The following is a 13,720-nucleotide window of genomic DNA, read 5'->3' as shown; positions in this document are numbered from 1 at the left end:
AACCTGTTTTGCTGCCTTCTGGCGGGTCAGAACTGGCTTGGCAGATAGGGCCAAAACAGTGGCAGGCCCGGCCGATACCAAGAAGGCACTCCTCGCGTATTCAAAGGTCATCGAACGACGGAGCGGTCATCACCGGGCACTTTCCCGCAGCGCTCCAGGGCTTTTGAGACAAGGAGCGCCACATGATTATCGAACAGATCACGGCCCGCAGTCCGGCCAGGCATAACCATGCACCTTCGACTTTTCCGGCAGCACTGCCGCATTTGGACAACCTGACCGACAGCAACGCCTATGGCCGGACGCTTTCCATCGTCGCCCACGACCTGCGCGGTCCCCTTGCCAACCTCTCGCTGTTGATCGAGCACATTGCCCAATGCGCAACCTGGGAAGGTCAGCCCGCCATTGCGGATAACGCCGCAAAGGCCGACCGTATCCTCCAGCACCTGACCGGCAGTCTCAGCGCCCTGGTCAAGCGCGGCAAGGAGGGACGGGATCCGCTCTCCTGTGTAATGCTGCCAGTTGATCTGGCCGAGGTTCTGGCGCTGGCGGTCGCCGTCAACCAACCGCTGGCTCGCCGCCATGCGGTCAGTCTGGAAATTGCGTCCCTATCCCCCTGTCTGATCTGCGGCGATGCGGAGCTTTTGTTCGAGGCCTTCGACAATCTCATCGGCAATGCGGTGCGCCACAGCCCGGACGACGGCACCGTTCTTTGCGCTATCTCCCGGGAAGATGACGGTAATGTCTCCGTACGTATCAGCGACCAGGGTCAGGGCTTCACCGCTGCCGATCTTGCCCGGGCCTTCCGTCCCTTCACCCAGCTTTCCGCAAAGGCCGCCCGGCCTGGGCCGTCCTCGGGACTTGGCCTCTGGATCGCCCGGCTGATCGCCGAACGCCATGGCGGCAAGATTGCGGCTCAGAACGGAGGCGGAAGCAGCAATAGAGGCGCGGTTCTGACCGTGCGCCTGCCGACCTTACCCGCAAATGATGCGAAACCGGCTTCAGTCCGCCGGAAGGTTCCAGAGCGTGCCAGCAAGGCACCGGACCACGCAACTATCTGACCTCAGTTTTCTGACCTCAGCTTTCTGGCACCGGCATGCCGGTGCCGCCCCCATGGAACGTGGCCAAACCCGACGCCAACCCGGCACCGGGAACAGGAGAGCCGTGCCTTCAGGCACCCGGTGATCGGCCGCGAACCTGACAGCGTTTCAAGTTGATGCGCTGCCCATCGCAACCCTGTCCAACACAAGCAATGGAGACTTCATATGGACAACGAACATGACAAGACCTGCGCCTGCTGCGTAACACCGGAAACGGTTGATCACGCCCGCCGCCGCCTGCTTGCCGGGGCAGCCGGTGCGGCAACCGTGGGTGCCGTCGCCATGGCCACCGGTTCCGCCACCGCTGCAACAGAAGAAGCCCGCGCGCTCTATGCCGATCCGGAAAAACCGGGCCTGCCACAGATCGACATGGAAATCGAAGCCGGCCGCACCGCGCTTGTCGTCACCGATCCGCAGATCGACTTCCTGTCCGAAGACGGCGTCACCTGGGGTGTCGTTGGCGAAAGCGTCACCGAGCAAGGCACCGTCGACAACATCGAACGCCTGTTCAAGGCGGCCAAGGCTGCCGCGATGCCGGTGTTCATCTCGCCCCACTACTATTATCCGCACGACCACAAGTGGCAGTTCGAAGGCACCTTGGAAAAGACCATGCATTCCATCGGCATGTTCGATCGCCCGGGCCCGCTCTCCCTGGAGAATTTCGAAGGGTCCGGCGCCGACTGGATGCCGCAGTACAAGAAATACATCGAGGACGGCGAAACCGTCATCTGCTCACCGCACAAGGTCTACAGCCCGGCGCAGAACGATCTGAACCTGCAGCTGCGCAAGCGCGGGATCGACAAGGTGATCCTGGCCGGCATGTCCGCAAACCTGTGCACGCAGGCCCATCTCTACGAGCTTCTGGAACTCGGCTTCGAAGTGGCCGTGGTTCGCGATGCGACCGCAGGCGCCAAGGTGCCCGAGGGCGACGGCTACCTCGCCGCCATCATCAATTTCCGCATGGTCGCCAACGGCGTCTGGTGGACCGACGACGCAGTCGAACGCATCGCCCGTTCCGCCTGACCACCAGCACTCTCCTCAAAACCGACTACCCCAACCCAAGACTGGATCAAACCGATGAAACTCAAATTCGCCCTTCCGGCCCTGGCCGCAGCCCTTGTTCTGTCCACCGCCGCCCTTGCTGCGGACGAATACAACGTTGCCAACGGCCTCACCCTCAACGGCAATCCGCTCGGCATGCACGGCATCGACCCTGTTTCCATGTTCGCAGGCGCGACCCCGGGCCTTGGCGATGCGGTCCACACCTCAAGCCATGATGGTGTCGACTATTATTTCGCCACGGCCGAAACCAAGGAGCAGTTCGACGCTGCTCCGGAAAGCTTCCTGCCGCAGTTCGGCGGCTTCTGCGCCTTCGGCATCTATGTCGGCAAGAAACTCGATGGCGACGTCCGCTTTGCCGATATCGTCGACGGCAAGCTCTATCTCTTCGTCAACGCCGTCATCTTCGACAAATACCTGGAGCAGAAGGACGAGGTTCTCGCCGGTGCTTACGCCAAGTGGCCGGAGATCCGCGAGACAGCCATTGGCGATCTCTGATCACCCATGAAGCCAAACAGAGACGAGCCCCGACCGGGGGCTCGTCTGCCGTTTTAGTGGTCGACAGCCTTATTGAGCTGTCCAGCCACCGTCGACGGGGATGGTCACGCCCGTCACGTTGTGCGCCACCGGGCTGCACAGCCAAAGCGCCAGCGCACCGATTTCAGACGGGTCGGACGTGCGGTTTGAAGGCTGTTTTTCCGCCAGAAGATCTGCAACGCCCTTGTCGCGATCGCCGCCATGAAGGGCGGCGCGGGCTGCCACCTGCGGCTCGATGATTGCGGTTTCCGTCCAGCCGGGCGCGATACAATTGACCGTCACCCCACCCGAGGCTCTGGAACCGCTTGCCGCATATTCCAGCGCGGCCACCTTGCTCATCCCGACGACACCGAATTTCGAAGCCACGTAAGGCGCCTTGTTGACCGAGGCGACCAGCCCGTGCACCGAGGCAATGTTGATGACACGGCCAAAGCCGCGTTCGGCCATCGCCGGCAGGGCAAGACGCATCGTATGGTAGACGCCTGACAGATTGACGCCGATGATGGCATCCCATGTGGCAGCATCCGCCTCGGCAAAGCTGACTGTCTTCTGGATACCTGCATTGTTGACCAGGATATCCGGGCCGCCCCAGGCGGCAACGTCCGCCATCATCGTCTCGACAGCCGCCACGTCGCGCATGTCCGCAGAAAAGAACCGGGCGTCCGGTGCCCCGGCAGCCTTGATCTCTGCCACAGCCGCTTGCGCCTCTTCCGGGTTCGCCAGACCGTGGACGGCAACGCGTGCCCCTGCCCCCGCCAGTGCCTTGGCAATCGCCAGGCCGATCCCCTGAACGGACCCTGTGACGAGAGCTGTTTTTCCGGTGAGATCTGTCATGCCGTTTCCTCCGCTTCGAGCTGTTGTCTCAGGTACGTTTTCAGGATCTTGCCGTAGTTGTTTTTCGGCAGGGCAGCCGGGAAATGATAGTGTTTCGGCCGCTTGAACCGGGCGATCCGGTCCAGACAGAGCTTGTCGAGCTCAGCCTCACTCACGCTCTGGCCCGGGTGACAGGCAACAAAGGCGACAACGATCTCACCCCACTCCTGGTCCTGCCGGCCAACGACTGCCACCTCGTGCACAGCCGGGTGTGTCAGCAGCACCTCTTCGACTTCGCGCGGGTAGATATTGGAGCCACCGGAAATGATGACGTCCTTGGACCGATCCTGCAGCGTGACGTAGCCGTCCTCATCCATGCGACCAACGTCTCCGGTCCACAGCCAGCCATCACGGATGGTCTGGGCTGTTGCTTCCTCGTTTCGCCAGTAGCCCTTCATCACCGTATCTCCGCGCACGGCAATTTCCCCGACTTCGCCGTGGGGCAGCTCCCGGCCATCACCGTCGACGATCGCAACCCGCACGACGGACTGGGCCGTGCCGACGGAATTCAGCCTCTCGCGCCAACGTGGATGGCTGCGGTCACAAACTTCGGCGCGCGGCAGTGCGGTGATGCCCATCGGGCATTCGCCCTGACCGTAGATCTGCACGAACCGTGCGCCCATCACTTCAACCGCTTCCAGAATGTCCGCCTCGTACATAGGCCCGCCGGCATAGACGATGGTCCGCAGCCCCCGGCCAGTGCCCCCCGAAGCCTTGGCGACATCCACCAGGCGGCGGACCATGGTGGGCGCGGCAAACATGGAGATGGAGCCGATCACAGGCGCGATCTGAAGGATTTCGGCGGCATCAAACCCGCCGCTGACCGGCACGACGTGACGCGACCCTTTCATCACGTGCATGAAATTGTAGAGCCCGGCACCATGGCTCATCGGCGCGGCATAGAGGATTGCATCCTGCGGCTTGACGTCATCGACATCGACAAAGTAGCTCAGCGCCATCGAAGCAAGATTGCCGCAAGTCAGCATCACGCCCTTGGGCCTGCCGGTGGTGCCGGAGGTATAGAAAAGCCAGGCAAGATCTGCAGGATCCAGAGGTTCCGGCGTGGTGTGCGGCGCTGCCTGGCATAGGGCGCCGAATTCAGGGCTGTCGAGCGAGACAAGACCCACACCCTCCGGCAGATATGGCGCCACCAGCTCGGCGGTCTTTTTGTCGGCGAACACAAATTCTGCACCGGAATTTTCCACCATCCAGGCGGCTTCCTTTTCGTGCAGCTTGGCGTTTATCGGCACGGCTGCGCCGCCACACCACCAGATGCCGTAAAGCGCTTCCAGATAGCGCGTGGAATTTGCGGCAAACAGTGCGACCCTGTCTCCCTTGCCGATGCCGTAGCCGGCAAGCGCAGCGCTTATGGCCCCGGCACTACGAGCAAACTCCAGATAGTTTGCCTTGCGCTCGGTCCCCTGCAGCAGCGCCGGGCTCTGCGGGTTTCTCGCCGCGCTCCGGTATAACCATTCTGCCGGATTCATCCTGTTTTTCTCCCCCCGATACGCCGTTTGGTGCAGTGCGACCGCGTTGGTCCGCCATCCCGCTTTTCTCATCCTGAGGAAGCGCCGAGCGCTGTCTCGGAGGACGGGCGGCATATTGCGGACAAGCAGCCCATCGTTCGAGATGCGAGCAAGGCTCGCTCCTCAGGACAAGAATGACCGACTGGGCATGCCCTCCTCCGGACACACCCCAGCCAGTCTCCTCCCGGCACCTCCCTCGTCCCTTCGGCTCGCTGGTTCTTCCGGACCAGATGTGGTTTCCAGAAAAACGGCCGTGCGGGACAGCTATCTGATACTCTTCAGACCCTTAGAGCGAAAATTCCGTCAAAACACGTAACGGGGAGCCCATGGACGACTTCGCAGCGCTTGCTTTCGACAATGCGCCCGTCGGCCTGGCCTTGACGGAAGAGCGGCAGATCCGACGCTGCAATGCCCGTCTTGCCGAGATGTTCGGCTTTGAACCAGAGGAACTTTCCGGGACCTCGCTGTCTGTCCTTTATCCCTCTTCGGAAGAGTTTCTCCGCATCGGCAAGATCGGGCTGGAACGGATGAAAGGCAGTGGTCGCTACCGGGATGAACGCATCATGCGCCGCAAATCCGGAGATCTGTTCTGGTGCCGCGTGCGTGGCCAGTCTCTCAACCTTGACGCCCCGTTCGCACGGGCGGTCTGGAGCTTTGCCGACATTTCCGAAGACCGGCCACTGGCTGAAATGAGCCTGCGTGAACGCCAGGTGGCCAAACTGCTGGCCGAAGGAAATACAACCAAGGAAATCGCCCGCCTGCTCGGGCTGTCACCGCGCACGGTCGAGGTCCACCGGGCCCGGCTGATGAAGAAATTCAGCGCCCGCAACAGCCTGGAACTCATCGCCCATATTGCGGGCGTTCCGCTTTAGCGCCACTCTTGGGCAACAACTGCCGGGAGAACTGCGATGGACAAATGGGTGCGGGATGCTGTTGCCAGGATTAACGCGGATGCGCATCGGTCCGCCGACACGCATTTGTTCAAGCTGCATGGCCTCAGTTGCGCCGATGTCGATATCTATCTGAAGGATGAAAGCACCCACCCGACCGGCAGCCTGAAGCACCGTCTCGCCCGGTCGCTGTTTCTTTATGCGCTGTGCAACGGCAGGATCCGCGAAGGCACACCGGTGATCGAAGCCTCGTCGGGCAGCACGGCCGTTTCGGAAGCCTACTTTGCGCAAATGATCGGCGTTCCATTCATTGCCGTGGTGCCGCAAAGCACCGCCCACAGCAAGATCGAGCAAATACGGCTCTACGGCGGTGAACCGCATTTCGTCGGATCAGCGCCCGAGATGCACGGCGCGGCGGTGGACCTTGCCGAACAACTCGGCGGGCATTTCATGGACCAGTTCACCTATGCGGAGCGGGCAACCGACTGGCGCGGGAACAACAACATTGCCGAAAGCATCTTCAACCAGATGGAATTCGAGCCACATCCTGTGCCGAAGATGCTGGTGATGAGCGCCGGCACGGGTGGCACGTCCGCAACGCTTGGCCGGTTTATCCGCTACCGGGGCTACGACACCGGCCTGACCGTGGTCGATCCGGAAAACTCGGTGTTCTATGATGCCTACCGTACCGGGAACCACGCTCTCACCGAAAACTGTTCAAGCCGGATAGAAGGCATTGGCCGGCCAAAGGTGGAACACTCGTTTCTGCCGGACGTCATCGACGACATGATCAAGGTGCCTGATGCCGCAAGCATTGCAACGATCCTGTGGCTGGAGAAACTGATCGGCCGCAAGGCGGGCGCTTCCACCGGCACAAATCTGTGGGGCGCGCTGCAAATCGCCGGCCGGATGATCGAGAAAGGCGAGACAGGCTCGATCGTCACGCTGATGTGCGACAGCGGTCAGCGCTATCTCGATACCTACTACAATCCGGACTGGGTCACGGCGAAGTTCGGCGATATCTCACCCTACGAAGAGGAACTGGCACGCTGGGTCTAGACTAGGAGCAGGGCTGAGCGAGAAGGCAGGCCCTAGGAATGTCGTTCACTTTCACCGCAGCTAGCTCGCCACCCGCATCCTGTAGGCTTCATACGTCAGGACGTTCGACCCGCTCTTCTTGGCTTCATACATGGCCTGATCCGCGTGGGTGATCAACGATTTGGCATCATCTGCATCATCGGGATAGAACGACACCCCGATGCTGATGCTGATGTTGATATCCTTGCCCTTGATTTCCATCGGCCGCGAGACCTCCCGGTAAATGCGGGTGGCACAGGCCAGAACATCCTTCTCTTCCGCATAGTCACCGATGATCACGGCAAACTCATCCCCGCCAATCCGGGTCACGACATCCCCTTCGCGCGTGCAGCGCTTGATGGTGGACGCAACGGCCTGGAGCAGCGCGTCACCCACCGGATGCCCGTGGCTGTCGTTGACCGGCTTGAAGGTATCAAGGTCCAGCATCATCAGCGCAAACTTGCGGTTATCCCGGTCTGCTATGGCAACGTTTTCGGCAAGGCTCTGGCTGAAATGTGCCCGGTTCGAAAGGCCTGTCAGATGATCGGTCATCGCTAGCCGCCTGACAGCTTCTTCCGTCTTCTTCAGACGGGTAATGTCCGAATGGGTGCCGGACATGCGCAAAGGCTCGCCGTCTTTCGTCCATTCGACCACACGTCCCCTGTCGAGAACCCAGACCCACCTGCCCTCCTTGTGGCGCATGCGAATTTCGTTGTCGTAGGCTTCCCTTGCTCCGGAAAACACCTCTGCCAGCTTCTGCTCAGATTTTTCCACATCGTCCGGATGGGTCAGCCGGTACCAGGTCTGTCGGCTGAGCGGCTGCAACTCGGCTAGCGAATAGCCGAGAATTTCAGCCCAGCGTTCGTTGTAGACCACCTCCCCGGTCTGAACGTTGCATTCCCAGGTCCCGACGTTGGTGCCGAAGATGATCTCTCGCAAACGCTGCTCCGAGGATCGCAACCGCTTGTGCGCGGTGTGTCTTTCAAGCAGCAGAAAACTGACGACGACAAGCGACAGACCAAGCGTGCCGACCAGGCCCAGCATCCACTGGTTCCGGGCGTTATAGGCAGAGGAAAGTTCCGCGCTCTTGCTGTCGACCATTTCCTCCAGGCGGTTCTTGTAGTGCCACAGTTCTTGTTCCCGCTGCCGGTCGTCGGAAATATCGTGCACCACGGAAAGCAAAGCCTTCCTGCCGTCGTAGTCCACCGGAGTTGAATGAACTTCCACGCTTCGAACGGAGCCATCTGCCAGCTTATGGCGGAAGATGAAGAAATTTCGGTGTTCATCCTTGGCAAGTTGACGTTCGGCTTCAACCTGCTCGGCCGTCAGCTGATTGATGTTCTGAATGGACATGCGGCGCAGCGTATCCCGGTCGAACCCGTAGAAGTCTGCCGCAGCATTGTTGGCATCAAGAATGCTTCCGGTATCCGGATCGATCAGCATCATGGTTGCGCTGTGACGCAGAAAGAACTGATCATAGGACAGGGATGCCTGCTCGGCCTGGGCAGGCGTAGCCAGCCAGGACAAAAAGACAATCATTGCCATTTTCAGCAGTATTTCCACAAATTTCGTCAACATTTACCGCCTTTTGCTGCAGTAAAGACTCATCGGATTAAATTTTCGAGAACAAAAAACGTGCAATTGACCGACTTCCGCAACGACACGCGTTTTGGTTTACCCAACGGGAAAATCGGTCAAATGTCGCCTCGCCCCATTCCGGTCCCACTCCGCCAGTATTCCGGCTTCAGATTTATGGGAGCTCTCACATGAAGCGGCGTACATTCCTGTTCGGAACCGGACTTCTGGCAGCAGGAGGCGCCTACGCGGCACACACCCTCCCCGCTTATCGGCTGCAAACCGGGTTGCAGTTCGTCAGCAAGGCACTTGCCGGACCGTCCACGCCGCCCACTGAAGCAACGTCAAACAGTTTTGCTTTGCCCAATCCGTGGGCGGGACAGCTGATTGAGGCGGCAGAAAGCCAGATCGGCGTTACGGTGGTCTACGATCCGGCCTATGTCTCGCTCCCGTTTCCCAATGGCGACCTGCCGCGCGAACGCGGTGTATGCACCGATGTGGTCGTCAGAGCCTACCGCGACGCCTTCGGCTACGATCTTCAGTCGGCCGTCAATGCGGACATGAAGTCGGACTTTTCGTCCTATCCAAAGATCTGGGGTCTCAAACGACCGGACAGGAACATCGACCACCGGCGGGTGCCAAACCTGCAGACCTTCTTCAGACGAAAAGGCGCAGCTCTTCCGGTCACTGCAAACGCCAAAGACTATCAGCCCGGCGACGTCGTTTCCCAGATGCTGCCTGGAAACCTGCCGCACATGGCGATTGTCAGTCACCGTGCCTCCGCAGACAGCGAACGACCAATGGTGGTCCACAACATTGGTGCTGGAACGCAGCTGGAAGACCGGCTGTTCGATTTCGAAATCACCGGCCACTACAGGTTCAGACCCGCCTGACGCTACAGGGCTGAAGTTTGCCTTTGACGGGGGTCACCCCTCCGTAAGCGTCATCAGAATGTCCGCATACCAGGCGCAGTTGAGGCCTAGCGCCTCATCCAGCACGAGATCGCGCGTTCCGACATCGAGGCGGGCGGAGTGAACGCCAAGCAGTTTCCACGGCAGTTCGCTTGCGGTGTCTGCCGTATTGCGCATGACCACCGGAGCCCCACTTGTGCCGCGATGCGTGCGGGCATCGGTCAGGAAATAACCCATGCCCTGAAACCGAAAGCCGAAGGAGGAAGCCACGACCGCGTGGCGGACCACTGGCATGTGATGGAGCGTGTCATGAAACCCGAGCGGAAAACCGACAACCAGAATGGATGATCCGATCTCGACATGCTCTTGCGGGTCACTCAGGTGTTCCGGCCCGAAAGCCCGATAGACGATATTTTCAGGTAGCGCCGCCCGGTCAATCTCGATCACGGCAACGTCGATATCGCCTGCGGTATCCTCTCCCTGCCGCCAGAGGCTTTTGCCATCCCGGAAAAGCGGGATCGAAAAAGCGATGGAGTCGGCCAGGTTTTCAGGGTCGTTGTGGAGTTCGATTTCGATGCGGGAGGGATGATGCCCGCTTGCCTCATCCACCATGACATGCCGGCTGGTAACGAGAAACAGGCGCTCATCACGCGCAAAGAAAAAGCTGCTGGCGTTCGTGAGATAGGTCTGGTCATCAAAGGTGGAAATACGGGGCGAGGTCAGCAGGACAGCGTCGATCATCGTCAATCGGTTCTCCAGAAATAGCGGGAAGCCTTGCACACATGGACAGGCTGCTTGCTCAGCCAGCATAGGGCAGTATCGGGAAAACGACAGAGCTCCGGGTTTTGTTCCGCTCAGGAGACAGTCTCGGTGCCGGAAACCTGCGGTGGCCGGGAAGCGGCCCAGGCCCCCTTGTCGCGCAAATCCAGAATAACCTCGCGCAGCAAAGCGTGCACCGCTTCCAGCGCCCGCGTCACGGGTCGTCCACCCGGCGACATCAGATGAGCCCCGCGCCAGAGCCCCGGCGCGGCAATGCGGCTGACACGAAGGGAACCTGCTGCCACTTCCTCCGTCACCGCATAAAGCGGCAGGATCGACGGGCCAAACCCGGCCGCCACCAGGCGCTTGATGTTGTTGAAGGAGTCGATTTCCATCGCGATTTCAGGTGCAAAGCCCAACGCCTGGAACGTCCGGTCAATCAGCACCCGTAAGCCGTGCGCTCCGCTCGGCAGCACCATTGGCACGTTGTCGAGTGCCTCCATGTTCATTTCCAGCGGACGTTCGGCATCGGCGGGCCACAGAACCACAAGCTCTTCTTCAAGCAATAATTCAGACCGGATACGTGCATCCTTGGAACGGCTGTAAAGCACGGCAAGATCGATCTTGCCTTCGCTCAGCCAATCGCCAACAAAACCGCTCATGGCCTCGGTAATATTGAGCGTGATCCGCGGAAAGCGCTCACGCGCCGCCAGGATCAACGGCAGAGACACCATAGCGCTGATCGTGCCCGGCAGGCCGATCCGCACGATGCCGGACGGATCGGTTTCCAGATTGCGGATATCGTCTTCCGTGCGCGCCAGATCCTCGAGAATTGCCCGCGCCCTTTGCAGCAGCAGCTCTCCCGCCTCCGTGGGCGTGACACCGGAGCGACTGCGCGTCAGCAGCCTGGTGCCAAGCTGCTCCTCCATGTTCTTCAGGTGCAGCGAGAGGGCCGGCTGCGCCACATGCAGGCTTTCGGCAGCCCGCGTAAGCGAACCCTGCGCAACGATTTCCAGAAAATAGCGGAGTTGGCGGATGTCCATGGCAACAAGTTAGCATATAAAATTTATATGATATCCATCCAAAACATATATTTGTTCAATAACAGTTCAGCGGCTTAACTGCGGTCAACAAACACGCCAGACGAAAAGCCCACATGACAAGCCAAACCGACAGCTATCAGGACATTCGCGACGGCATCCGCGCGCTATGTGCCCAATTTCCCGCCGAATACCACCGCAAGATCGATGAGGCTCGCGCCTATCAGGAAGAATTTGTCGACGCCCTGACACGCGAAGGCTGGATGGCCGCACTTATCCCGGAGGACTACGGCGGATCGGGCCTCGGGCTCACCGAAGCTTCGGTCATAATGGAAGAAATCAACCGTGCAGGCGGCAATTCCGGCGCTTGTCACGGCCAGATGTACAACATGAACACGCTCGTGCGGCATGGCTCGGAAGAACAGCGGCTGAAATATCTGCCCAAGATCGCAAGCGGCGAATTGCGGTTGCAGTCCATGGGCGTGACCGAGCCGACCACGGGCACGGACACCACCAGGATCAAGACCACCGCCGTGAAGAAGGGCGACCGCTACGTCGTCAACGGCCAGAAGGTCTGGATCAGCCGTGTGCAGCATTCCGACCTGATGATCCTCCTGGCGCGAACAACGCCACTTGCCGACGTGCAGAAGAAATCGGAAGGCCTTTCGATCTTCCTGGTCGATATCAGGCAAGCCATGAAATCGGGCATGGAGGTTCGCCCGATCCTGAACATGGTCAACCACAAGACCAACGAACTCTTCTTCGACAATCTGGAAATCCCGGAAGAAAATCTCATCGGCGAGGAAGGAAAAGGCTTCAAATATATCCTTACCGGTCTCAACGCCGAACGCACTCTGATTGCCGCCGAATGTATCGGCGACGGCTACTGGTTCACCGACAAGGTGACTGACTATGTGCGCGAACGGGAAGTCTTCGGCCGTCCCATAGGCCAGAACCAGGGCGTCCAGTTTCCGATAGCCGAAGCCTATATCGAGATCGAGGCGGCCAACCTGATGCGCTACAAGGCCTGTAGCCTGTTTGATGCCGGCGCTCCCTGCGGCGCGGAGGCAAACATGGCCAAATACCTGGCCGCAAAGGCAAGCTGGGAAGCGGCAAATGCCTGCATCCAGTTCCATGGCGGCTTCGGTTTTGCCTGCGAATATGACGTCGAGCGCAAGTTCCGCGAGACGCGGCTCTACCAGGTAGCACCAATCTCCACCAACCTCATCCTTTCTTATGTTGCCGAGCATGTGCTTGGCCTGCCGAGGTCGTTCTGATGGTGTTGCCGCTGGAAGGATTGAACGTCGTCGCCATCGAACAGGCGGTGGCCGCCCCCTACGCCACGTCCCGGCTTGCGGATGCCGGAGCGACAGTCACCAAGGTCGAACGGCCCGAAGGTGATTTTGCCCGGGGGTATGACGACGTTGCCAAGGGCCAGTCGAGTTACTTTGTCTGGCTGAACCGGGGCAAGGACAGCATCACGCTGGATCTTGGTTCCGACACGGGCAAGGAAAAGCTGGCGCAGCTGATCGCAAACGCCGATGTCCTGATCCAGAACCTCAAGCCTGGCGCCCTGGCCCGCCTTGGTTTTGATCCGGACAGGTTGGTGGTGGATTATCCGCGCCTCATTACCTGCTCCATCAGCGGTTTCGGCGAAACCGGGCCGATGGCCGACCGCAAGGCCTATGATTTGCTGATCCAGGCTGAAACCGGTCTTTGTTCGATCACCGGCGGACCGAACGAACCCGCGCGTGTCGGCATTTCCCTTGTCGACATCGCCACCGGGGCAACGGCCTATACCGCCATTCTGGAAGCCCTGATCCAGCGCGGGGTCACCGGCAAGGGCGCGCAGATCTCGGTTTCCATGTTCGATGTTCTGGCCGACTGGCTGACCGTCCCCCTTCTCAACCATGAAGGCGGCAAAAGCCCCCAGCGGGTCGGCCTCGCCCATCCTTCGATTGCGCCCTATGGCGTCTTCCAGCCAAAGGAAGGTCCGGCAATTCTGATCGCCATTCAAAGCGACCGGGAATGGAGGACCCTTTGCAGCGACTTCATCGGAAAACCCGAACTCGGCGCCGATCCAAGGTTCGCAACAAACGTCGCGCGGGTGAACAATCGCAGGGAAACGGATGCCGCTGTTGGCGAAGCCTTTGCGAAATTTGATGCCGAAACGGCCATCAGGTTGCTGACGGAGGCTAATATCGCATTGGCCTCGGTCAACGATATGGAAGGCCTGTCGACCCATCCGCACCTGAGGCGTATCACCGTCGACAGCCCGAATGGCCCGGTCGCCTTCCCCGCCCCTGCAGCCATCTTTTCGGGCGAACCGCGCAGCTACGGCCCTATCCCGGCCCTCAAGCCCCTGGAGGCGTGATC

13 protein-coding genes are annotated in these 13,720 nt (G+C 60.1%); 8 read left to right on the top strand and 5 right to left on the bottom strand.

Features of this window, described 5'->3' with window-relative positions; translation table 11 throughout:
* Positions 1-182: 182 nt before the first annotated feature.
* The 3 genes from FIU93_RS15955 (at position 183) to FIU93_RS15945 (ending at position 2,654) form a co-directional block, all read left to right on the top strand.
* On the top strand, positions 183-1,058 hold the full coding sequence (locus FIU93_RS15955) for a HAMP domain-containing sensor histidine kinase (protein WP_152506128.1): 876 nt from the start codon (positions 183-185) through the stop codon (positions 1,056-1,058).
* Between the two features lie 204 nt (positions 1,059-1,262).
* Positions 1,263-2,120: a cysteine hydrolase gene (locus FIU93_RS15950; protein ID WP_023000749.1), complete on the top strand. Its 858-nt coding sequence runs from the start codon at positions 1,263-1,265 to the stop codon at positions 2,118-2,120.
* A 54-nt stretch (positions 2,121-2,174) separates the two neighbouring features.
* Positions 2,175-2,654: a YHS domain-containing (seleno)protein gene (locus FIU93_RS15945; protein WP_055655209.1), complete on the top strand. Its 480-nt coding sequence runs from the start codon at positions 2,175-2,177 to the stop codon at positions 2,652-2,654.
* A 69-nt stretch (positions 2,655-2,723) separates the two neighbouring features.
* Here FIU93_RS15945 and FIU93_RS15940 read toward each other — a convergent pair whose 3' ends face one another.
* The gene (locus tag FIU93_RS15940; RefSeq protein ID WP_152506127.1) at positions 2,724-3,527 is read right to left on the bottom strand and encodes an SDR family NAD(P)-dependent oxidoreductase; all 804 of its coding nucleotides are present in this window, start codon (positions 3,525-3,527) and stop codon (positions 2,724-2,726) included.
* A complete protein-coding gene (locus tag FIU93_RS15935) occupies positions 3,524-5,053 on the bottom strand; it encodes an AMP-binding protein (RefSeq protein ID WP_152506126.1) in 1,530 nt (509 codons plus the stop codon). Before FIU93_RS15935 ends, FIU93_RS15940 begins: the two co-directional genes overlap by 4 nt.
* A gap of 365 nt (positions 5,054-5,418) precedes the next feature.
* On the opposite strand from FIU93_RS15935, the gene FIU93_RS15930 reads away from it, so the two are divergent.
* Both FIU93_RS15930 and FIU93_RS15925 read left to right on the top strand, forming a co-directional pair.
* Positions 5,419-5,964, top strand: a complete 546-nt coding sequence (locus FIU93_RS15930) for a LuxR C-terminal-related transcriptional regulator (RefSeq protein ID WP_152506125.1) — start codon at positions 5,419-5,421, stop codon at positions 5,962-5,964.
* 36 nt (positions 5,965-6,000) lie between these two features.
* Positions 6,001-7,041, top strand: coding sequence for a PLP-dependent cysteine synthase family protein (locus tag FIU93_RS15925; protein ID WP_152506124.1), 1,041 nt, complete (start codon positions 6,001-6,003; stop codon positions 7,039-7,041).
* A 60-nt stretch (positions 7,042-7,101) separates the two neighbouring features.
* Here the strand turns inward: FIU93_RS15925 and FIU93_RS15920 are convergent, their stop codons facing one another.
* Positions 7,102-8,637, bottom strand: a complete 1,536-nt coding sequence (locus tag FIU93_RS15920; protein ID WP_152506123.1) for a sensor domain-containing diguanylate cyclase — start codon at positions 8,635-8,637, stop codon at positions 7,102-7,104.
* A gap of 188 nt (positions 8,638-8,825) precedes the next feature.
* On the opposite strand from FIU93_RS15920, the gene FIU93_RS15915 reads away from it, so the two are divergent.
* On the top strand, positions 8,826-9,527 hold the full coding sequence (locus FIU93_RS15915; RefSeq protein WP_152506122.1) for a DUF1287 domain-containing protein: 702 nt from the start codon (positions 8,826-8,828) through the stop codon (positions 9,525-9,527).
* A gap of 33 nt (positions 9,528-9,560) precedes the next feature.
* Here the strand turns inward: FIU93_RS15915 and FIU93_RS15910 are convergent, their stop codons facing one another.
* Together FIU93_RS15910 and FIU93_RS15905 are read right to left on the bottom strand one after the other, a co-directional pair.
* A complete protein-coding gene (locus tag FIU93_RS15910; protein ID WP_023000741.1) occupies positions 9,561-10,286 on the bottom strand; it encodes a serine protease in 726 nt (241 codons plus the stop codon).
* A gap of 113 nt (positions 10,287-10,399) precedes the next feature.
* Positions 10,400-11,347, bottom strand: coding sequence for a LysR family transcriptional regulator (locus tag FIU93_RS15905; RefSeq protein WP_023000740.1), 948 nt, complete (start codon positions 11,345-11,347; stop codon positions 10,400-10,402).
* Positions 11,348-11,460: 113 nt separating this feature from the next.
* Here FIU93_RS15905 and FIU93_RS15900 point away from each other — a divergent pair, with 113 nt between their 5' ends.
* On the top strand, positions 11,461-12,621 hold the full coding sequence (locus FIU93_RS15900; protein WP_152506121.1) for an acyl-CoA dehydrogenase family protein: 1,161 nt from the start codon (positions 11,461-11,463) through the stop codon (positions 12,619-12,621).
* Positions 12,621-13,718 carry a CaiB/BaiF CoA-transferase family protein gene (locus tag FIU93_RS15895; RefSeq protein ID WP_152506120.1) on the top strand — a complete coding sequence of 366 codons (1,098 nt, stop codon included), beginning with the start codon at positions 12,621-12,623 and terminating at the stop codon, positions 13,716-13,718. The genes FIU93_RS15900 and FIU93_RS15895 overlap by 1 nt, the downstream gene beginning before the upstream one ends.
* Positions 13,719-13,720: the final 2 nt, after the last annotated feature.

It is taken from the genome of Labrenzia sp. THAF35 (assembly GCF_009363595.1).
GTDB classification, from domain to species: domain Bacteria; phylum Pseudomonadota; class Alphaproteobacteria; order Rhizobiales; family Stappiaceae; genus Roseibium; species Roseibium algicola.
The sequence above is the reverse complement of the archived record's forward strand: the minus strand, read 5'-3'. Positions and strand labels throughout refer to the sequence as shown.